The 21035-nt window shown below is 34.3% G+C and carries 19 protein-coding genes; 16 read left to right on the top strand and 3 right to left on the bottom strand.

Annotated features, from left to right (window positions below):
- Window positions 1–25: 25 nt before the first annotated feature.
- Window positions 26–922 (top strand): hypothetical protein, encoded by an 897-nt coding sequence (locus ACQKCJ_RS09080; RefSeq protein ID WP_427401878.1) that lies wholly within the window; start codon window positions 26–28, stop codon window positions 920–922.
- A gap of 15 nt (window positions 923–937) precedes the next feature.
- On the opposite strand, the gene ACQKCJ_RS09075 is transcribed toward ACQKCJ_RS09080, so the two are convergent.
- The 3 genes from ACQKCJ_RS09075 to ACQKCJ_RS09065 all read right to left on the bottom strand — a co-directional run bounded on the left by ACQKCJ_RS09075 (window position 938) and on the right by ACQKCJ_RS09065 (window position 3954).
- Window positions 938–1894, bottom strand: a complete 957-nt coding sequence (locus tag ACQKCJ_RS09075; protein ID WP_271335503.1) for a DUF3137 domain-containing protein — start codon at window positions 1892–1894, stop codon at window positions 938–940.
- The gene (locus ACQKCJ_RS09070) at window positions 1894–2451 is read right to left on the bottom strand and encodes a LemA family protein (RefSeq protein WP_271335504.1); all 558 of its coding nucleotides are present in this window, start codon (window positions 2449–2451) and stop codon (window positions 1894–1896) included. The genes ACQKCJ_RS09075 and ACQKCJ_RS09070 overlap by 1 nt, the downstream gene beginning before the upstream one ends.
- Window positions 2452–3204: 753 nt before the next feature.
- The gene (locus ACQKCJ_RS09065) at window positions 3205–3954 is read right to left on the bottom strand and encodes a DeoR/GlpR family DNA-binding transcription regulator (RefSeq protein ID WP_271335506.1); all 750 of its coding nucleotides are present in this window, start codon (window positions 3952–3954) and stop codon (window positions 3205–3207) included.
- A 224-nt stretch (window positions 3955–4178) separates the two neighbouring features.
- Between ACQKCJ_RS09065 and ACQKCJ_RS09060 the strand changes: the two genes are divergently transcribed.
- The 15 genes from ACQKCJ_RS09060 (at window position 4179) to ACQKCJ_RS08990 (ending at window position 21035) form a co-directional block, all read left to right on the top strand.
- Window positions 4179–7241: a SusC/RagA family TonB-linked outer membrane protein gene (locus tag ACQKCJ_RS09060; protein ID WP_427401877.1), complete on the top strand. Its 3063-nt coding sequence runs from the start codon at window positions 4179–4181 to the stop codon at window positions 7239–7241.
- Window positions 7242–7256: 15 nt separating this feature from the next.
- Window positions 7257–8534: a RagB/SusD family nutrient uptake outer membrane protein gene (locus tag ACQKCJ_RS09055; protein ID WP_271335508.1), complete on the top strand. Its 1278-nt coding sequence runs from the start codon at window positions 7257–7259 to the stop codon at window positions 8532–8534.
- Between the two features lie 68 nt (window positions 8535–8602).
- Complete coding sequence (murQ, locus tag ACQKCJ_RS09050; protein WP_271335509.1) at window positions 8603–9424, top strand: N-acetylmuramic acid 6-phosphate etherase; 822 nt, start codon at window positions 8603–8605, stop codon at window positions 9422–9424.
- Window positions 9425–9449: 25 nt separating this feature from the next.
- The gene (locus tag ACQKCJ_RS09045) at window positions 9450–10955 is read left to right on the top strand and encodes a sodium:solute symporter (RefSeq protein WP_427401876.1); all 1506 of its coding nucleotides are present in this window, start codon (window positions 9450–9452) and stop codon (window positions 10953–10955) included.
- 69 nt (window positions 10956–11024) lie between these two features.
- Window positions 11025–12233 carry an anhydro-N-acetylmuramic acid kinase gene (locus tag ACQKCJ_RS09040; RefSeq protein WP_271335512.1) on the top strand — a complete coding sequence of 403 codons (1209 nt, stop codon included), beginning with the start codon at window positions 11025–11027 and terminating at the stop codon, window positions 12231–12233.
- Between the two features lie 299 nt (window positions 12234–12532).
- Window positions 12533–14104, top strand: a complete 1572-nt coding sequence (locus ACQKCJ_RS09035; RefSeq protein WP_271335514.1) for a glycoside hydrolase family 10 protein — start codon at window positions 12533–12535, stop codon at window positions 14102–14104.
- A complete protein-coding gene (locus ACQKCJ_RS09030) occupies window positions 14091–15356 on the top strand; it encodes an MFS transporter (RefSeq protein ID WP_427401875.1) in 1266 nt (421 codons plus the stop codon). The genes ACQKCJ_RS09035 and ACQKCJ_RS09030 overlap by 14 nt, the downstream gene beginning before the upstream one ends.
- 20 nt (window positions 15357–15376) lie before the next feature.
- The gene (locus ACQKCJ_RS09025) at window positions 15377–15718 is read left to right on the top strand and encodes a hypothetical protein (RefSeq protein WP_271335516.1); all 342 of its coding nucleotides are present in this window, start codon (window positions 15377–15379) and stop codon (window positions 15716–15718) included.
- A 24-nt stretch (window positions 15719–15742) separates the two neighbouring features.
- The gene (locus ACQKCJ_RS09020) at window positions 15743–16192 is read left to right on the top strand and encodes a GNAT family N-acetyltransferase (protein WP_271335517.1); all 450 of its coding nucleotides are present in this window, start codon (window positions 15743–15745) and stop codon (window positions 16190–16192) included.
- Between the two features lie 10 nt (window positions 16193–16202).
- Window positions 16203–17810 (top strand): glycoside hydrolase family 3 protein, encoded by a 1608-nt coding sequence (locus ACQKCJ_RS09015; RefSeq protein ID WP_276598210.1) that lies wholly within the window; start codon window positions 16203–16205, stop codon window positions 17808–17810.
- A gap of 135 nt (window positions 17811–17945) precedes the next feature.
- Complete coding sequence (locus ACQKCJ_RS09010) at window positions 17946–18584, top strand: peroxiredoxin (RefSeq protein WP_271335518.1); 639 nt, start codon at window positions 17946–17948, stop codon at window positions 18582–18584.
- A 175-nt stretch (window positions 18585–18759) separates the two neighbouring features.
- Complete coding sequence (locus ACQKCJ_RS09005; RefSeq protein WP_041519142.1) at window positions 18760–19068, top strand: thioredoxin family protein; 309 nt, start codon at window positions 18760–18762, stop codon at window positions 19066–19068.
- Between the two features lie 108 nt (window positions 19069–19176).
- The gene (locus ACQKCJ_RS09000; RefSeq protein WP_017495510.1) at window positions 19177–19434 is read left to right on the top strand and encodes a DUF6952 family protein; all 258 of its coding nucleotides are present in this window, start codon (window positions 19177–19179) and stop codon (window positions 19432–19434) included.
- 718 nt (window positions 19435–20152) lie between these two features.
- Complete coding sequence (tpx, locus tag ACQKCJ_RS08995; protein ID WP_427401874.1) at window positions 20153–20650, top strand: thiol peroxidase; 498 nt, start codon at window positions 20153–20155, stop codon at window positions 20648–20650.
- 10 nt (window positions 20651–20660) lie between these two features.
- A complete protein-coding gene (locus ACQKCJ_RS08990) occupies window positions 20661–21035 on the top strand; it encodes a diacylglycerol kinase (protein ID WP_427401873.1) in 375 nt (124 codons plus the stop codon).

Raw genomic sequence — 21035 nt, 5'->3', positions numbered from 1 at the left:
ATTTTTAAATATTTATTGAAATAAAATGGCAACAGACGGAATAAAAATAATTGACGGAGACTTAGCACGAGATACCTACGAGCAAATAATGGATTTATATGATAGTGATGCAAGTACTGAAACCATTAAAAAAGAAATTCCTTTTATTAAAGAAGATTACGGAAAGGAAACCGATTTTTATCACGAAATATTTGTGACTTCTTACGCACTTGCATTTTGGGAAATTGGAGAAATGACAGAAGATATTATTGAAGAAGTAAAACGAGTGATTGAATTAAAAGCCGGCGTTAAAGTATGGACAGAGGAATGTGATACAAACGAAGGTAAAAAAAGACAAAAAGAACTTGATAAACTTATAAAGAAGATTAGTCAACCCAATTTGAAAATTAGGAAAAGGAAAAAATACAGATTAATTAAAAACCTTTATTTTCAACCTGACGACTTATTAACGTTTCAACTTTCAGACCAAAATTATTATGCCATAATCTGTGCAAAAATAACGCAACATAGAGGACAATGCACGTATGATTTAGTTGCTACAACCTATAAAGGAAAAAATAAACCAACTGTTGAGGATTTGAAATCTTGCTTTATTGCAGGACAGAAAATTGGATCTGGTTATGACTGGAAAACAACTTTACTACAACAGCCAAACGTTGATGAAATTTGGGAATATGTGAATCGAGACAATTTTTTCTTCGGACTTTCTTATAGTTTGGTTACTCATAGAGATATGATTTCGTTCAAAAATAAGTTTGAAATTGTTGGTAAACTCAAAATAAAAGAGAGTTTTAAAAGAGATGCTGGATACGGATACGAATCTTCTTTTGATCGATTTGAAAAAATTTTTATAGACCTTGACAATCATATTACCATATTCAGAGAACAAAAATATCCCGTGTCTTTACTTTGTGAATTTTGATTTTTATAAATTACCCTACTCCTTCCCCCAAATCCTGGTATTCAAATCCAGCTCATGAACAATATCATGCATAAACTGAACAATCGAAAGATCATCTGTAAGTAAATCAGGAACTAAAAGCGAAGTATGAATAGGCGCTTCGAAGTAATTAGTGCTTAACGGGAAAGCGATATACATTTTTGAACTTATAAACGAGATCGAAATTGTTTCCTTGGATTTGTTGTTTAGGTTCAGAATTCTTTCCATCATGGCGGGCGTTAAGATATATCTTGCCTCGATTTGATTTCTCGAATACGTAACAAACTGATTATCAAAATCGGAATTTTCTAACTGTACAATTTCGGTATTTCCAAAACTAAAAACATTTTTAGAGAACCATGCGCCAACCGTATTCCCAAAACTTTTTGGACGAACGACTGTAGAAACCGTAAAATTTTTATTAAAATCAGCTACAAAAATAATTCCTTTAAAGATGTTATGCCATTCCGTGCGTGTTCCATTTTTGGTTTGTGTTTCGGTTTTATATTCGGCATGCACTTCGGCAAATGAGAAAGAAGTTTTATCGACAGTTCCGGTTATTAAATCCTGCGTTTTATAGCGATCCGGTTCTGTTGTAAAAAGATCCGAATTTATAAATTCATTTTCAGGAAGTCCGCTTTGAGGTATAAAAGTGAGGCTTTCGTTGATGTTTTTTAATGCCGTTGCCACAACATTCGTTTTATAAGAGACTTTGTATTTTCGCGCATCACCATCGATCTGAAAAAGCATTACAATCCCAACAATTATAGGAATCAAACTTAATATAAAAGCAACACTAGCAGCTCCCACAAGTAGGCCGCCCACGATAAGTACTACCGCAATCCCAAATACAGTATAACAAACAGTATAAGTCGACGCGATTTTTTTTCTGTCGACCTCTAATGTATTCAAAATCTCTTGTAAGGCTGGATTATTAGTGATTTCTGAATCCATTAATTATTAAAAAGTTCTTTTGCACTAATATTTTTACGTTCTTCTTCTGCCGTTGCCAAAACTTGAATTGGAGTATAACTCAGCATTCCTGCAAATAAATTGCCTGGAAACATCATAATAGCGTTATTAAAATCTGTAACTACAGCATTGTAAGTTCTTCTGGCTGCCGCAATTTGTTCTTCGCTTTCTGTCCAGGTCGTTTGCAAATTAGTAAAGCTTGAGTTCGCCTTTAGATCGGGATAATTCTCAACATTTACCATTAAACCTCTTACAGTAGTACTCAATTCAGCATCAAGACTGGCTTTTTCTGTATCGCTAATCGCTCCGGAAGTTGCTTTGGCACGAAGCTCCACAATTTTAGTCAATGTACTTTGTTCGTAATTGGTATATTGTTTTACAATTTCAACCAAATTCGGGATTAGATCAAAACGTTTTTTCAGCATTACATCGATTGCCGAAAAAGCATTCGTTACCTGATTTCTTTTTCCGATAAGTGAATTGTAATAAAATATCCACAAAAATATAAAGATGATAATAATTGGTAATATGACAAACATGAATTTAGTTTTATTAGTTTGGTCAAATATAAATAAAAACGAAATAATACTACGTTTAATTTTATAAACTAAATCTTACTTTTAAGGAATCTATAAATTTTCCTGAAACAAGAGCTGAAATTTACAACCTTAAGTTTTGGAAACCACGAAATTACCTTAAAAAAATAAGAGGGCTCCTATTAATCCTCTTCCACAAAATCTAATTCCCTATTTTTCCTGTTTCTAAAATAATTGATCAGAAATACGATAAAACCCGAAAAGAGATTCAATAAAATCATAAACAAAAAAAACTGAAAACCTAATAAATTCCTACCTATAATCAGGTCTAATTTGGTAGATATTATCTGCTGATGATTGTAAAATTGCCAATTCTCATAATCACTATAGTCATTAGAATTTCTATTTATTACTTTGAGAAACCAAGCGCATAGTACAAAAATGAATACCGATAGGAATATCGATACTTTATGGTTTATATAATAAATAATACCAGAAAAAGTTGCGTTTGTAACAATACAAATAAGTAATACCGGCACAAAAAACATAGCAAACATAACGGGAGAACTAAAAAAAGCGATTATAGCCAGCATCACAATGACACTATTTGAAATTATAAATTGAATACCAAACTGTTTCATTCTTTTTTAGCTGTAATGGTTATACTGTTTCCCCGAAAATAAACTTCAAATATATCATTCTTTATTAAACTCAGGAATAGGATTGATTATTACCGCTGCAAAAAAACATTTTTAGTTAAAACAAACGAGCACCGGCATCTGCAAAGTTTTTAATTCGGGGGCTTGTAGGACTCAACTCTGTTACTATGGCATCTATTCTATCAAGTCCGCAAACTTTATGAGGCATTTTGCCGTTGATCTTGTCTGAAGTTGCTAAAACAATAATCTTGTCTGAGGCGTTGATCATTTCTTTTTTGATGATCGAAACTTCATAACCCATTTCTGTAAGTCCCTGATTGACATCTAAACTACTTACGCCTATAAAACAAACATCAGCTTTGATTTTCGACAAAACCTGAACCACATCGATACCAACAGTTACCATTGCATTTTTTTGCAGTTTTCCACCTATAAAAATCAATTCAATATTAGGATGTTGTGACAATTGCATCGCGATAGGCAAACTATAGGTATATATTGTAGCAGAGAAATCAATTGGAATGAGTTTACAAAACGACAAATTGGTGGTACCTCCTGTCATAATAATTACTTGACCTTCGCGTAAAAACGACAACGCTTTTTGGCCTACAATTATTTTTTTATCTTCATTGACGATATTGATATCAAATATATTACGCGACTTATCCTTTACCAGAAAGGCACCTCCATATACTTTTTCAATAAGTCCTTTGTTGTGCAATTCATTGAAATCCCTGCGAATTGTATCCTCAGAGATCTCTAATTCGAGAGCGAGATCGATCGTATTTACTTTATCGGCCTCTTTGAATTTATCCATGATAAATTGATGCCTTTCTTTTTTCAACATTTTCTTTTTTTAAACAAATATAAAAGATAATGCATTATTATGCACGTTTTAATTGAACAAATTTAAAAAATAGGAGTTTTATTATGAAATTTTTTTGATTTAAAACGATTATAATGCGTTATTATGCATTATCAAACATTTTATTTTAAAATATCGCACAAAATCGCATTAATTAAAAAAAATGTTTATATATTTCGGTTCTCTAACTAAACAAAAATTATAAAATGAAAAAACTATTATTTATTTTATTTGGAATTATTTTGTTTGCGCAACCCATATTTGCCCAATCAAAAACCGTAACCGGTACAATTACAAGTGAATCTGACGGACTTTCTCTACCAGGAGTATCTGTTCTTATTGAAGGAACATCTAAAAGTACGGTAACAGATTTAGATGGAAAATTTAGCATCGCTGTAAACCAGAATGAAACACTGGTTTTTAGCTTCGTTGGATTTGCTTCTAAAAAAGTTAAAATTTCAACTAACTCCAGTGTAGTCAATCTTAAAATGGCAGAAGAGACGAACACACTTTCTGAAGTTGTTGTATTAGGATCTACTGTGCGTGCTACTCGTAAAGAGTTAGGAAACGCAGTGACAAGCTTAAAAGGTGAAGATTTAGTAAAGGCGCAACCAGGCGGACTTTCTACAGCTTTGCAAGGTAAGATTGCCGGAGCTCAGGTTTCTCAAAACTCAGGTGATCCAGCAGGTGGTTTCAGCATCAAACTTAGAGGAACTTCTTCTATATTAGGTTCTTCTGACCCATTATATGTTATTGATGGTGTTGTTTTGAATAATGCAACTACAAACGTTACCAACCTGAATGTAACTTCCGGAAACTCTAATATGCAAATTGGTCAAAACAGATCGTCTGATATTAATCCTAACGACATCCAGAGTGTTGAAGTATTAAACGGAGGAGCCGCTGCAGCGATTTATGGCTCAAGAGCTGCAAATGGTGTTGTTTTGATTACTACTAAAAAAGGTGTTGCAGGCGAAACTAAATATACTTTCTCTACTAGTGTAACCTCAAATCAAATTAGAAAAAAATTAGACATGAATATGTCTGACAAACAATTTGTGAGTACTTCGCCAGCTTTGTTTCCTATCCAGGGCAATCCTGCAAGCGCAACTACTGTAAATGTATTGGGAAGAGATCTTGAAACCAGAACTACAAACGTTCAGCGATATGATTATCAAGATGATATTTTTACTACAGGTGTAGGAACTGACACTTACTTCTCTCTACAAGGCGGAGACGAAAAAACAAAATATTTTGCTTCGCTTGGTTATTTAGTAAACGAAGGAATTATAAAAAATACAGATTTTAAAAGAGCCGGTGCAAAAGTAAGATTGAAACATGACTTCAATTCGAAATTATCTGCTACTGTAGGATTGAATTATATTAATTCAGGCTCAAATGAAAAACCGGATGGAAACGTTTTCTGGAGCCCAATAAACTCTATAAACATTACCAACAATACTTATGATATCAAACAAAAAGATGCCAACGGTAATTATTTAGCTGTTGATCCTAACAGGATTAATCCGCTTTCTATCATAGACGATTTTAAAATCAAACAAAATACAGACCGTATTATTACAGATTTACAATTGAACTATGTTCCGTTTAAAAACTTCAATGCCGATATGATTTTTGGTTTAGACAATTACAACCAAAGAGGAAATGTATTTATCCCAAGATATACCTACACCGTTAACCCTGCTTATTATAATGATGGATATGTTTCTGAAGCAACTAACAGAGTAGTGCAATTCAATAATGATTTAAATTTAAGATACCTTTATAATATCAACTCAAACTGGAAAGCAACAACTTACGCGGGTTATAATGTACAAACTTACCGTGATAATTTCGTAGCGATTGAAGGACGTAACTTAAAACCATTTATCGAGACTATAAATGCTTTTAATACTTTAATTCCGGGTTCACCAAGTTCAAGCCAGTCAAAATACAATTTATGGGGTTACTACCTTCAGGAAACGATTGGTTATAAAGATAAATTATATCTGACTGTTGCCGGAAGACAAGATGCTTCGACCATTTTCTCAAGCGATAACAGATCTCAGTTTTATCCAAAAGCAAGTTTGAGTTATGTACTTTCTGATGAAACATTCATGGAAAGCATTCATGATGTAGTAAGCTCTGTAAGACTTAGAGGATCATGGGGTAAATCAGGAAGTTTAACAGCTATTAAACCTTATGCACGTTTTACCAATTATTCTACAGGAACACTTTTAGGAAACAGTACTTTTACTATCGAAGGTTTCAAACAAGGAAATTTAGATTTAAGACCAGAACAAAGTGTTACTTATGAAGTTGGTGGTGATTTTGGATTCATAAAAGATCGTTTAAACTTATCATTCAGTTATTATAATGCTGACATTGACGACTTATTGTTACCTGTTCAGTTAGCAGCTTCTGAAGGTGCTACAAACACTATTAAAAACATTGGACAAATGAACAATAAAGGATTCGAATTGAATCTTAAATATGCGCTTATCCAAAAAGAAAACCTGCATCTTGATGTTTTTGTAAACTATAGCAGCAACAGAAATAAAGTAACAGGATTACCACAGCAACGTTTTAAATTAGACAGCAATTTAGCAGGAGCTCCTGTTTTTGTTGAAATGGATAAACCAGTTGGAATTTACTACGGTACTTATTTTGCAAGAAACACTGATGGAAGTTTATTGTTGACTGCTAACGGATATCCTCAAACTGAAAAAGGAGACGTAAATACCGGAGTAGCACAAAGAGATGCTAACGGACAACCAACAGGAACGATTTTGAACAAACAAATTGGAAATCCAAATCCGGATTATATCATTTCGTTTGGGGCGAATTTAAACTACAAAAAATTCAGTTTATCTGTATTATTTGATGGTGTTCAGGGCGTAGATGTTTTTGATGCTGATTACAGAACAAGACAAGGTGTTGGTTCAGGAGCATTGGTTCAAAAAGAACTTAACGGAGAATTGCCTCGTGGATATATCTGGTCTGTTTATAATGTTGAAGAATTTAGAGTTGTTGACGGAAGTTACCTGAAATTAAGAGAAGTTTCTTTGAGTTATTCTTTTGGAAAATTAAACAATTTCTTTAATGATTTAAGCATTACCGGAAGTGGTAGAAACCTGATTTCATGGGATAAATTTACCAGTTTTGATCCTGAAACAAATTCAGGCGGACAATCTTCAGTTGCGAAATACAATTTTGGAACAGTGCCAATTCCTAGTTCATATTCATTGGCCGTTAAAGTTCAATTTTAATCAAATAAAAACATCATGAAAAAAATATTCATCCCTATAGTTGCTTTTGCATCCCTTTTTGTTAGCTGCAACGAAGATTATTTAGACCCAACAAAACCGTCTCAGGAATTAGTTTTTGGATCCAGAGAAGGTATTATTGGTGCGGCAAACGGATTGCAACAGCTTTGGTCTGTAGACAGAACAAGCCCTGTTTACAATACCATTACCGGTAACGGATTTACAACAAAAGAACTCCGACTTATAAATGCAGGAAATGTTGACGAAGGTGAACTTTCTGTTGGTGGCGAGGTTCTTTCTACCAAAAATGCCGTAGTAAACAATCTATGGTCGCAATGTTTGGTGATTAAATCTGAATCTCAAAAAGTAATCGATCATATTGATGTTCTAACAGCCGAAACTGAAAGATCAAGTGTTCTTGTTCATGCTACTATTTTTAAGGCAATGGCGCTTACTACTCTTGTACAATATTTTCAGAGTGTTCCGCTAAAAACGGCAAAAAATGCTACTTTCGATTCAAGAACTGATGTATTAAATGAGGCTATTAAGATATTAAAAGCAACAGAGCCTTTGCTGGATAAAGCAACTGGTGCACCAGGTTTAGTTAGCACACTTAATTATAAAAACACAGTTTATGCTCTTTTAGCCAGAACGTATTTAATGGTGGGAGACTATGATAACGCCATTGCTTATGCCGCTAAAGTTGATCTTGCTGCAAAATCAGTATTTGCTTTTGATCAAATAAGCCCTAACCCAATTGCTTATGTTTCGATCACGACTAATAACGTATTCCAACCAATAGATTTAACATTGGGATTACCAGCATCTTTAGCTCCTGCAAGTACTGACGGAAGATTGAATTTTTACATCAAACCGGGTTCAAACCCTACACTTGCAACTGGATTTTTTGATTCTAACATAAAACCAATCCCTGCTTATTTACCGGGAGAAATGACATTAATTACAGCGGAATCATATGCCCGAAAAGATAATTTACCTCAGGCAGTTATTGAATTAAATAAAGTTTTGACTAAAACTGCAGCGGCTGATGCTTACGGAATTGGAGCAAACCTTGCACCATATACCGGAGCAGTTACCAAACCTGCTATTTTGACTGAAATTTACAGAAACCGTTGTATCGAAATGTACATGTCCAGTTTAAAATTCGAAGACAGCAGAAGATTTGAGCGTCCTGCCGCCGGAACAACCGGAGCTGAGAGAAACCGTAACTGGTATCCTTATCCGGACTCTGAAAGAAACAACAATTCTAATACTCCGGCTGACCCAAAAATTTAAGACCCTCCTAAAATCGGGGCATCCTGTTATGCCCCGATTTTTTATACTATAACCCCAATTTATTTGTTATGAAAAATAAAAATCCAGAAACTGAGCAAGAATCTTTATATAAAGATCTAGATCAAATGACCGTTAAAGAGCTTCTTAAAAACATCAATACAGAAGACAAAAAGGTACCGCACATTATCGAACAGCAAATTCCCAAAATTGAAAAACTGGTAAAAGCGATCGTAAAAAAGATGCAGCTCGGTGGAAGATTGTTTTATATTGGTGCCGGAACTTCAGGACGTATCGGAATTCTGGATGCTTCTGAGTGCCCTCCTACTTTTGGAGTGCCACATGATATGATTATTGGTATTATTGCAGGAGGAGATACCGCTATTAGAAAAGCAGTTGAAAATGCCGAAGATGACACAGAACAAGCCTGGAAAGATTTGGCTCAATATCAAATTTCAAGTTTAGATTTTATCATAGGAATCGCAGCTTCCGGAAATACTCCTTATGTTTTGGGCGGACTTGAAAAAGCAAAAGAAAACAATATTAAAACGGGAAGCATTTCCTGTATCAGCAATGGCCTTATTGCTCAGGTTGCAGATCACCCGATAGAAGTTGTTGTTGGACCGGAATTTTTAACCGGAAGTACCCGTATGAAAGCCGGAACAGCTCAAAAGTTAACCTTAAATATGATCTCAACATCGGTGATGATTAAATTAGGAAAAATCAAAGGCAACAAGATGGTAGATATGCAATTATCTAACGAAAAATTAGTAAAAAGAGCCATTAAAATGATTATGGAAGAACTCAACATCGAATCTGATTTAGCAGCAGAACTTCTTCAAAAACACAAAAGTGTACGAGCCGTTTTATTAGACCATAGTGCTAAAAAATAATTTCCTCAACTAACCAAAAACCAAAATGTCTTCAAGCACAATATTAATTTTTATAGTCGTCTATTTTGGACTTTTGCTATTCATTTCTCATGTTATCAGCAAAAAAGGACAAGACAACGATTCGTTTTTTAAAGCCAATAAAAACTCGAAATGGTACTTAGTCGCTTTTGGAATGATTGGTACAGCATTATCCGGAGTTACATTTATATCGGTTCCCGGTGAAGTGGGATCTCCAAACGGAGAACAATTCAAGTATTTTCAGTTTGTATTAGGTAACGCAATTGGTTTTATTATCATCGCAAAAGTACTGCTTCCTCTCTATTACCGAATGAATCTTACTTCTATTTACAGCTATATCGAACAACGAATGGGTGTGAATAGTTATAAAACAGCCGCATCTATTTTCCTGGTAAGCAGAACCGTAAGCTCCGCTTTTAGATTGTATCTCGTGATTATTGTCTTGCAGCGCTATGTTTTTGATTACTATGGCATTCCGTTTCCAATGACAGTATTTTTAGCCTTAACACTTATTTTTCTGTATACCTACAAAAGCGGTTTAAAAACGATAATTATTACAGATACTTTACAAACGTTCTTCTTGGTAACCTCTGTTTTTATCACCATTTATTTTGTGTGCGACAGCCTTAATTTGAGTGTTATAGAATCCATTTCGACCATTAGAAAAAGTAATTATTCACAAGTTTTTTTCTTTGATGATTTCATGACCAGTAAATATCATTTTGTAAAACAAATTCTGGGGGGAATTTTTGTTACTATTGCAATGGTTGGTCTTGATCAGGATTTAATGCAAAAAAACCTAAGCTGTAAAAACATTGGAGAAGCACAAAAAAACATGTTTACCTTTACAGGAGTATTTGTACTGATCAATATTATTTTTTTAAGTTTAGGTGCTTTATTGTACATCTATGCAAACAAAAACGGAATATCAGTACCGCTTGATTTAGTGACTAATAAACCAAGAACTGATTTACTTTTTCCTGAAATTGCGCTCAATCATTTATCACTTGTTCCTGCTTTTATTTTTCTTTTAGGAATTATCGCAGCAACATTTGCAACAACAGATTCAGCCCTAACTGCTCTGACAACTTCATTTTGTGTAGACTTTCTGGGAATGGACAAAACCGAAAATGCCTCTAATACTAATAATGTAAAAAGAAGACATCTGGTACATTTCGGATTTTCTATATTGCTGTTTCTGGTTATTATTATTTTAAATTCTTTCAACGACAGTTCTGTAGTTACCCTGATTTTCAAAGCTGCTTCTTATACTTACGGACCACTATTAGGATTATACGCTTTTGGATTATTGCAAAAGTCAAGGCGTGTAAACGATAAATTAGTTCCGGTAATTTGTATCATTGCTCCAGTTTTGACTTATTTTATCAGCGAACATTCAGCCTCACTTATCGGATATACATTTGATAATGAACTCATCATACTAAACGGCCTTTTTACTTATATTGGACTTTATTTTACCAGCAGCACTTCTGAAGAAAGAATATCTTTTTAATTAGTTTGTATTTAAAATAATCTGATTTTAGCATTTCAATTGAAACCGTTTTCATAAAATTCAATTTTCATGAATAAAAATATTAATGCACTTTATAAAATTGCACAAAAAGAAACCCGAAAAATTATTGGGTTAATGTCAGGAACCTCTCTTGACGGACTTGATATCGCTTTATGCGAAATTTCAGGCTCCGGTGAAAAGACAACCGTTAAATTAAGTCAATTTGAAACGATTGATTATTCCGAAGATATCAAAATCGAAATCCGCGAAGTTTTTGCCAAGAAAATTATCGATTTTCAGCACTTGGTTGTTCTCAACGAATGGATTGGTCTTTTGCATGCTGAGATGATCAATAATTGTCTTCAAAAGTGGAATATTCCATCACAAGAAGTTGATCTGATCGCCTCACACGGACAAACTGTTTTGCATGCTCCTAAGTTTTTACACCAACTTGAAAAATTTCCAAACGCCACATTACAAATCGGAGATGGCGATCATATAGCTGTAAAAACAGGAATTATCACACTATCTGATTTTAGACAAAAACATATTGCCGCTGGTGGCGAAGGTGCACCGTTAGCTGTTTATGGGGATTATTTTTTATTTGGAAAAAAAGGCGAAAACCGCATTATGCTTAACATGGGTGGTATTGCCAATTTTACATTTTTACCCGCTTCCCTAAACCCCGAAGAAACTTTTGTAACAGATACAGGAACCGGAAACACTTTGATTGACCTTTTTGTAAAACAATACTATCCTGAAAAAAGCTACGACAAAGACGCTGAAATAGCACAAAAAGGAACATTGAATCAGGTATTATTAGACAATTTAAAAGACAATGCTTTTTTTGTCCAGCAATTTCCAAAAACGATTGGCCCGGAACTTTTTGGGGCCGATTATGTAAAAGCAGCACTCTCAAAAAGCAACATCAACAATATTTCTGCTCCTGATTTATTAGCTACTTTAACGCGTTTTAGTGCCGAAACAATTGCTGAAGCCATCCAGTATTCTGTAAAAAACTCTTTAGATAAACTTGAAGATTTCAAAATCTATATGTCTGGCGGAGGCACGCATAACCCGCTGCTAGTAAAATGGCTGAAAGAATTATTGCCTTGCAAATTTCACAAAAGTGATGATCTCGGCATTTCCGGAGATGCTAAAGAAGCCGTTTTGTTTGCTATTTTAGCCAATGAAACTGTCGCCGGAGACGGCTTTAATTTTGGCACTCAAAAAGGAATTCCATCTGTTACTATGGGCAAAATTTCATTACCAGACTAAATACAATTTAAATTAAAAAAAATAAAAGACCGTATCATTTAATCAGCTGCTTCAAAAGCAATAATCGTACGCTTATAATTATGCTTATTCTTTTGAATTAGCGCCATTTTCGAGAATCAAATACCGGAATCATTAAGCTACCTATACTTTATACTCTAATTTAGAGTTTAGTATTATGTTATTTTTATAAAAAAGGCATGGTTTTTAAGGTGTAAACTATTAAAAATATCACATCAAAATTATAATTTCAAATAGTCCGCTAAAAAAACTATTTTTGGATTCTGTTAAAAAAGATTAAAATGCATAAAAATCAGCACTTAATATTTCCTTTTCTATTTTTATTGTTCTTTAATTGGAGCGCCAATTCACAAGAAAAAATACTATACCCTAAAAACGAATTCAGAGGGGTATGGATTGCAACTGTGGTCAACATCGACTGGCCAAAAACGGCTATTGATGGCGTAGAAAAAGAAAAAGCAGATTATCTGGAAATTTTAGATGCGTACAAAAAACTAAATTATAATGCAGTAATTGTTCAGATCAGAAGTGTTGGTGATGCTTTTTATCCATCAGAATTTGCTCCCTGGTCCCGTTTTTTAACAGGTAAAGAAGGTGTAGCTCCAAACCCATATTACGATACATTGGCGTGGATGATTGAGGAAGCGCATAAAAGAGGCTTTGAGTTTCATGCATGGCTGAACCCGTATCGCGCTACTTTCGATTTAAACAAAAATCTTTTAAGCCCTAATCACGACATTTTCAAACATCCGGAATGGATGATAGAATATGCCGGAAAACTATATTACGATCCGGCATTGCCTGAAGTGCAGGAACATTTAACCAAAGTCGTAAAAGAAGTTGTTGACAAATACGATATCGATGCGATTCATTTTGACGATTATTTCTATCCTTATACAGTTCCCGGAAAATCATTTAACGATACCGCTTCGTTTAGAAAATATGGTGCAGGTTTAAGCCTTTCTGACTGGCGTCGTGCGAATGTGAGCAATTTTGTACACACAATTTCGACTACTATCAAAGCAAGTAAACCATGGGTTCAATTCGGAATTAGTCCGTTTGGAGTTTGGCGTAATAAATCAGCAGACCCTAAAGGCTCTGAAACACAATCGACATCAAATTATGATGATTTGTATGCCGATCCTGTTTTATGGATGGATCAAAAATGGATCGATTATATCTTACCTCAATTGTATTGGAGCATGAACAACCCAAGAGCTTCTTATTCTAAATTGGTAAAATGGTGGTCTGAAAATTCTAATAATACTGCACTTTATATTGGTCATGCATCGTACAAAATCAGGGGCGATAGCGATAAAAGCTGGAATTTTATAAATGAAATCCCAACCCAAATCGACTTTGCCAGAAGTTTCAAAAAAGTAAGCGGAAGTGCTTATTTCAGTTCAAAATGGTTCATGAACAAAAACTTTGATCTTGTACGTATTTTAGAAGAAAACCAATACAAATATCCTGCGCTTCCTGCTGCAGTTCCTAATTTAAAACACATTGTCATCGATATTCCTGTCGTAAATGAATATCAAAAAGACAGTATACATTATGCTTTCAACATAAAAGCGCCGTTGAATACAAAAGTGCGTTATATGGTAATATATGGAGGAGAAAGCACATCGAAAGTTGACATTAATGATCCATCAAAAATAATTGATAAGATTACAGTTTGTGAAACCAACGGAACTATTCAGTTTTCTATCCCGGCTGAAAAAATGAATCAATACAAAGCTTGCGCTGTAACATTTATAGATTATTATGCAAACGAAAGCACTCCAACTACCATCGATTTAAAAAAGACATTTAAAATTTATACACCTGCACAACCTAATGAAAACAGATAACAAACCCTGGTTTTGGATTCCTCTTCTTAATTTTGCATCTGGCTTGCCGTATGCTGTAATTATCTCCGTATCAGTAATTATGTATAAAAATCTGGGGATTTCAAATGAAGATATTGGCGTCTACACCAGTTTATTGTATCTGCCTTGGGTTATAAAACCACTTTGGAGCCCTCTTATCGAAATCGTAGGAACCAAAAGAAAATGGTTTCTGACCATGCAGCTTATTATTTCTATTGCCTTTTTATTGGTTGGACTGGCAATCCCAACCAGCGGTTTTTTTATGATGACCTTAGCCATATTTTGGGTTGCTGCTTTTGCATCAGCTTCAAATGATATTGCCAGTGACGGATTCTATTTATTAGTATTGCCAGAAGATAAACAATCTTTTTTTATAGGAATCAGAAGTACTTTTTACAGACTCTCAATGCTGGCCGGAAACGGATTAATCGTGCTTTTAGCAGGATATCTCGAACATAAATATGGTGATAATACCAAAGCCTGGTCATACACCATGATTTTTGTAGGTTTACTAATGACTTTTATTACGATATATAATTATTTTTCGACTCCAAGAACAGAAATAAATGCAGGAGAAAAACCAAAAGACGTTAACGAGAAAAGCTTCATCACCATCTTTATCAGCTTTTTCAAGAAAAAGCAAATTGGCTTAATACTCTCTTTTATATTGTTGTTTAGATTAGGAGAATCTCAATTAATCAAAATGTTAAGTCCTTTTTTAATTGATCCGGTAAATGTGGGCGGAATGGGATTAGATACTCAGGATGTTGGAATCATTTACGGGACTTTTGGAGTTGCAGCTTTAACCATTGGAGGAATCTTAGGCGGAATTGCAATCTCTAAACAAGGGTTAACCAAATGGATGCTACCAATGATTTTAACGATGCACCTGCCTATTATTGGTTTCATATTATTGGCACATTTTCATCCTTCATCAGTTTATTACATCTATGCCGTTGTTATTATAGAACAATTTGGTTACGGTTTTGGTTTTGCCGCTTTCATGATGTATTTAATTCATGTGGCAGAGGGAGAATCGAAAACAGCACATTACGCTCTTGCAACTGGTTTTATGGCATTAGGAATGATGTTACCCGGAATGTTAAGTGGTTTTATTCAGAAATATTTAGGCTACGGAAATTTCTTCATTTGGGTATTTCTGGCTACAATTCCCGGAATTATTTTATCCCTATTTATAACTTTTCCAAAAGATTTCGGTAAAAAAACAGCATAACAGCTATACATATAACGCCCATGGAAATCAATGAAAACATCCAGGTTGAACGAAACCTGAAAGCAATTGAATTTGAAAAAGCAGGAGAGATTGAGAAAGCAATTGCGTTATACGAACAAAATATTACCGAAGGTTTTAAAGGAAATCATCCTTATGATCGATTAGCGACAATCTACAAAAACCAAATCGATCTTGATAATGAGATTCGGATTCTAGAAAAAGCCATTATTGTTTACGAAGAAATTACACTGGAAGACCGTCTGGAAGGTTTACCAAAACTTTTCCGTTTCAAGAACCGACTCGAAAAAGCCTTGCACACTAAGGCTCAACTTGCCAAACAAAAGAAAAGCAAGCTCAAATAAAAATAAATTTTAGTACATTTTATTATGATCACCTTAAAAAGAACGAATTCTGACGATATCGATTTTAAAAATCTGGTTGTTTTATTAGACCGCGATTTAAAAATCAGAGACGGAGAAGATCACGCCTTTTACAATCAGTTTAATAAAACCGATGCTATAAAACATGTAATTGTTTTTTACGAAAATGATATTGCCGTGGGTTGCGGTGCTTTTAGAGAAAAAGAAAATGATACCGTCGAGATCAAACGGATGTTTGTACATCCTGACTATCGCAAAAAAGGAATTGCAACAACTTTGCTCGAAGCATTAGAAATTTGGGCTACCGAAGTAAACTATAATTATACCATTCTGGAAACAGGAAAAAAACAACCCGAAGCAATTAATCTATACCAAAAACTAGGCTATTCTGTAATACCTAATTATCCACCGTACGAAAGCATGGATAATAGTGTTTGCATGAAAAAAGCGTTATAATATTATAAAAATGAAAAATCAAACCTTAATACAAAAAGTGGGACAATTCTTTTTTCCCGCAGTATTTATAAACGACACCGAAGAAAACATTCAGGAAACAGAACGTTTAATAAAAGAACATAATATTGGCGGATTGACTTTTTTTCATAGTCGTGCCAGCGCAGCAACCAATTTCGAAAGCAAAAAGAAAATTGTTTTTAATGACGACAGTTATCAAAAAATCAAAGACCTTATTGTTCGTTACCAAAAAGCCGCTCCTACTCCACTCTTAATCAGTATTGACGCCGAATGGGGTTTAGCAATGCGTATCGAAAAAACACCGCAATATCCTTACGCCATTACACTTGGCGCTTTGCCTGAAAGTAAAGCGAACTTGGTTTACGAGGTTGGAAAACAAATTGGACTAGACCTAAAAGCAGCTGGAATTCATTATAATTTATCTCCCCTTGCAGACATCAACAACAACCCCAATAATCCGGTTATTGGCTATCGTTCTTTTGGAGAAGACAAAAAGAAAGTAGCTGATTTTTCTGTAGAATATCTCAAAGGAATGTCAGAAGTTGGCGTTTTAGGCTGTCTGAAACACTTTCCCGGACACGGAAACACCAATGTCGATTCGCATTTGGGATTACCGGTTTTAAATGAAACTCTGGAAGAATTAATGCAAAACGAGTTATACCCTTTTATTAAAGGAATCGAAAATAATGTCGATTCAATTATGATCGGACATCTTGCCGTTCCAAGTTTAAATGACGGAAAAAATACGTCGGCTACTTTATCAAAACCTATTATCGAAACACTTTTACGCGAGCAATTAGGTTATGATGGTTTGGTAATTTCTGATGCGTTAAACATGCACAGCGTTTCTAAACTATACGATACAAAAGGAGAATTGGAATGGGAAGCCTTCAACGCCGGAAACGATATTTTATGTTTTGCCGAAAATGTTCCCGAAGGAATTCAGGCAATCCTTAAAAATGCTTCGCCGGAACGTATCGAAGAAAGCTTCAACAGAATCATAAACGCTAAAGAAAAAGTGGGGATTTTATTTACTGACACTTTTACTTCCGGAGAATTGGACTTCGAAAAAGCATCAGCACTAAATTTTGAAATTGCTCAAAATTCAATCACAAAAATTATTGATAATTCGAATACTCAATTAGCTTTTGAAGCACATAAAAACAATCAGTTAGCCAAACTAAGTTTATATAAGAACACAGAGAATACTTTTTTCCAGACTTTAAATTCAAAATTAGATTCTCCTGAATTTGCTTTTGAAAGTTTAGAAGCTTCTGATATAAAATCTATTGCAAATGATTTAGAAAATTTCCAAACAATTATCATTTCATTATTTGTTCCAAAAGCAAAACCAATGAATAATTTCGAAATCAATGATGAAGTTTTAGGATTGCTTTCGAACTTGCTGCAAACTAAAAAATGTATTATTTACGTATTCGGAAATCCATATGCATTGCCTATTATTCCTAATATTAAAAAGGCTTCAGGATTAATTCAGGTCTATCAGGATTTTGAGGAGTTTCAAAAAAATGCGGGAATTCAATTTCTTGAAAATTCAGTTTGCAACGGAAAACTCCCTGTAAATATTGACTTACACTAAGTTATAAAAACAAAACCTACACAATAGTCAAATACTATCAATATATAAATATTTATAATCACTTCTTATTGCAAGAACACTTAGTTATGCGCTACTTTTGCACCAGAAATAAATTTTTAACGTAAAACGAAAAATATGTCTTTAGTAGGAAAAAAATTCCCAAGTATTGCAGTAGATGCTATTTCAGAAATGGGTGATAATTTAAAAATCAACATTCTTGAAGAAGCAGTAAACAACAACAAAAAAGTATTATTGTTCTGGTACCCAAAAGATTTTACTTTTGTATGCCCAACTGAATTACACGCCTTTCAAGCTGCATTACCAGAATTTGAAAAAAGAAATACAATCGTTATTGGAGCTTCATGCGACACAAACGAAGTACACTTTGCTTGGTTAAACACTCCAAAAAACAATGGTGGAATCGAAGGTGTAACGTACCCAATCTTAGCTGATACAAACCGTAATTTAGCTAACATTTTAGGTATCCTTGATATCGAATCTACAGAATACAGCGAAGAAACTGATTCAGTTATCATCGAAGGTTCAAACGTAACTTACAGAGCTACTTACCTTATTGACGAAACAGGAAAAATCTTCCACGAAAGTGTAAACGATATGCCATTAGGCCGTAACGTAAACGAATACTTACGTATGGTTGATGCTTATACTCACATCCAGGAAAAAGGAGAAGTTTGTCCTGCAAACTGGGAAGCTGGTAAAGAAGCAATGTCTGCTGACAGAATCAGTACTGCTGAGTACTTAAGCGCAAACTAAATTTTTATAAGTTGACAAGATACTAAGTTGCTAAGGTTCTAAGTTTTTTTAGCTTATAGCCTTAGTAACTTAAAATCTCACTGCCTAAAAATATCAAAAGAGAACTGAGAAGATATGCTAAAAAAAACTTAGCAACTTAGATACTCAGCACCTCAGAACCTTAAAAAACAAAACTATGTTAATCGACTTAAACGAAGATACGTTAGCAGATTTAGTTGCTAAAAACGAAAAAGTAGTAGTACAATATTCAGCTTCATGGTGTGGAAATTGCCGTATTATGAAACCAAAATTCAAAAAATTAGCCACAGAAAATGAAGCTATCACTTTTGTTTTGGTTGATGCTGAAAATTCTCCGGAATCAAGAAAATTAGCCAATGTAAGCAACTTGCCTACTTTCGCTACTTTCGTAAACGGAAAATTAGTTGGAGAAACTCAAACTAACAAACAAGAAGTTTTAATCGACTTGGTAAACGCTATTGCTTAATGAAATTGGTTAGACTTGCTTAGATTTTTAGACTTCTTAGATGTTGTCTAAAGTTTCAAAAAAAATCTAAGAAGTCTAAGAATGTCTAAAAATCTAAGAAATCTAATTATGAAGTTACCCGTAATAAAGCAATTAACCCAATTCATCGAAGAAAACGATCAGGATTATATCATTGAAACGATAGAAGTTCTTGAAGCAATGACTGAAATTCCTTCTCTAAAAGATGAAGAATTAGATGTAATTGGCGAATTAATATCCAATATGTATGGTGCACTTGAAGTACACAAAATGGTAGTTCAGGGCACAGATAAAAAAGAAGCTTTAAATGCGTTCATGAAACGTGTTTTAGGCTCTATCGATAAATAATCGAGCACTACAAATTAAAAAAACATGACCTAAGAAACGCTTTCATTCCAAGAAAGCGTTTTTTTTGTTTCAAACTTTCAGTTGTAGCTTTCAATTTATCTCAACTTCCTCATCCTGAGACATGCATTATTATCTTTTGTCACCCTGAGCGGAGTCGAAGGGCGCGCCAATTGGAACGTGAGCTTCGACTCCGCTCAGCCTGACAAACTGCATAAATCTTAAAATCTAAATTCTAAAAATCATTTGAGCGAGAGCAAGAAAATGGTTTTCATTCTCAGTCTCAGTTTTCAGCGCAATCTTGTCATTGCGATTTCCATGATAACACCAAATCTTTTGTTCTTTTCAACGGATTAAAATCTATCTTTCGCAATCATAACCGCAAGCAAAGTCATTGCGAGGAACGAAGCAGCTACATTTACAAAATCAATTTTATGTCTCATCGTTAGTGAGATTGCTTCGTTCCTCGCAAAGACACCTAAATCAAATAATCGCTTCCGGAGATCCCACATTCCCCGGGATAACATAAAACAACAATAAAATCCGTAATAATCCGTTTAATCTGCGTTATCCGCGGGCAAAATATGCGCAATCCTATATGAGATTGCTCAGTTCTTCGCAAAGACAAATTCACATCTTAATCTATACTTAAACCCACAACAAATACTTTTAGATTCAAATATTAATCCTTACTTTTGAACCTCATAAAAAATTAAAAATCATGGCTTCAATAACATTGGGAGGAAATCCTATTCATACTTCAGGCGAATTACCAACAGTTGGATCACAACTTGCTGATTTCAAATTAGTACAAAACGATTTATCAGTTGCTTCATTAAGTAACTTCGCAGGAAAAAAATTAGTTTTAAATATTTTTCCAAGTATTGACACAGGAACTTGCGCAACTTCTGTTAGAAAATTCAACGAAAGTGCAAGCAATTTAGAGAACACAACTGTTTTATGTATTTCAAGAGATTTACCATTTGCTCAAAAACGTTTTTGTGGAGCTGAAGGATTAGAAAATGTAGTTAACTTATCTGATTTTCAAGCCGGAACTTTTGGAAAAGCTAATGGCTTAGAAATCATTGACGGACCTTTGACTGGTTTACATTCAAGAGCGATTATTGTTGTTGATGAAAACGGAAAAATCACTCACACGGAACAAGTTGCTGAAATTGCAAATGAACCAAATTACGAAGCTGCTTTAGCGGCACTATAATATCCTTTAAATGGAATTTCAAAAAGATAATACTTTTTTTACTGGCCGATTAAAAAGCATGTCTTATGCTTTTAACGGGGCTGTAAAACTTATTCGAACGGAACACAGCATTATGGTTCAATTCTCATTGGGGATTTTAATGACCATTGCCGGGTTTTATTTTCATATTTCACAAACCGAATGGCTATGTCAAACATTAGCCATAGGTTTAGTTTTAAGTGTTGAAGGACTGAATACGGCAGTAGAAAAAATTGCCGATTTCATTCACCCTAATTATCATGAAAGAATCGGTTTTATTAAAGATATTGCTGCAGGAGCGGTATTTTTTGCCGCAATGACAGCAATAGCAATAGGCTTGATCATTTATATCCCAAAATTCATATAG

The organism is Flavobacterium sp. NPDC079362, assembly GCF_050267765.1.
GTDB lineage: Bacteria > Bacteroidota > Bacteroidia > Flavobacteriales > Flavobacteriaceae > Flavobacterium > Flavobacterium azizsancarii.
Note: the sequence above shows the minus strand (reverse complement) of the source record. Positions and strands in the feature narration are given on the sequence as shown.

Bases quoted from the DNA above. Each gene is read 5' to 3' on its own strand.
- ACQKCJ_RS09080 (WP_427401878.1), top strand. From the start codon at position 26: ATGGCAACAGACGGAATAAAAATAATTGACGGAGACTTAGCACGAGAT.
- ACQKCJ_RS09075 (WP_271335503.1), bottom strand. From the start codon at position 1,894: ATGGATTCAGAAATCACTAATAATCCAGCCTTACAAGAGATTTTGAAT.
- ACQKCJ_RS09070 (WP_271335504.1), bottom strand. From the start codon at position 2,451: ATGTTTGTCATATTACCAATTATTATCATCTTTATATTTTTGTGGATA.
- ACQKCJ_RS09065 (WP_271335506.1), bottom strand. From the start codon at position 3,954: ATGTTGAAAAAAGAAAGGCATCAATTTATCATGGATAAATTCAAAGAG.
- ACQKCJ_RS09060 (WP_427401877.1), top strand. From the start codon at position 4,179: ATGAAAAAACTATTATTTATTTTATTTGGAATTATTTTGTTTGCGCAA.
- ACQKCJ_RS09055 (WP_271335508.1), top strand. From the start codon at position 7,257: ATGAAAAAAATATTCATCCCTATAGTTGCTTTTGCATCCCTTTTTGTT.
- murQ (WP_271335509.1), top strand. From the start codon at position 8,603: ATGAAAAATAAAAATCCAGAAACTGAGCAAGAATCTTTATATAAAGAT.
- ACQKCJ_RS09045 (WP_427401876.1), top strand. From the start codon at position 9,450: ATGTCTTCAAGCACAATATTAATTTTTATAGTCGTCTATTTTGGACTT.
- ACQKCJ_RS09040 (WP_271335512.1), top strand. From the start codon at position 11,025: ATGAATAAAAATATTAATGCACTTTATAAAATTGCACAAAAAGAAACC.
- ACQKCJ_RS09035 (WP_271335514.1), top strand. From the start codon at position 12,533: ATGCATAAAAATCAGCACTTAATATTTCCTTTTCTATTTTTATTGTTC.
- ACQKCJ_RS09030 (WP_427401875.1), top strand. From the start codon at position 14,091: ATGAAAACAGATAACAAACCCTGGTTTTGGATTCCTCTTCTTAATTTT.
- ACQKCJ_RS09025 (WP_271335516.1), top strand. From the start codon at position 15,377: ATGGAAATCAATGAAAACATCCAGGTTGAACGAAACCTGAAAGCAATT.
- ACQKCJ_RS09020 (WP_271335517.1), top strand. From the start codon at position 15,743: ATGATCACCTTAAAAAGAACGAATTCTGACGATATCGATTTTAAAAAT.
- ACQKCJ_RS09015 (WP_276598210.1), top strand. From the start codon at position 16,203: ATGAAAAATCAAACCTTAATACAAAAAGTGGGACAATTCTTTTTTCCC.
- ACQKCJ_RS09010 (WP_271335518.1), top strand. From the start codon at position 17,946: ATGTCTTTAGTAGGAAAAAAATTCCCAAGTATTGCAGTAGATGCTATT.
- ACQKCJ_RS09005 (WP_041519142.1), top strand. From the start codon at position 18,760: ATGTTAATCGACTTAAACGAAGATACGTTAGCAGATTTAGTTGCTAAA.
- ACQKCJ_RS09000 (WP_017495510.1), top strand. From the start codon at position 19,177: ATGAAGTTACCCGTAATAAAGCAATTAACCCAATTCATCGAAGAAAAC.
- tpx (WP_427401874.1), top strand. From the start codon at position 20,153: ATGGCTTCAATAACATTGGGAGGAAATCCTATTCATACTTCAGGCGAA.
- ACQKCJ_RS08990 (WP_427401873.1), top strand. From the start codon at position 20,661: ATGGAATTTCAAAAAGATAATACTTTTTTTACTGGCCGATTAAAAAGC.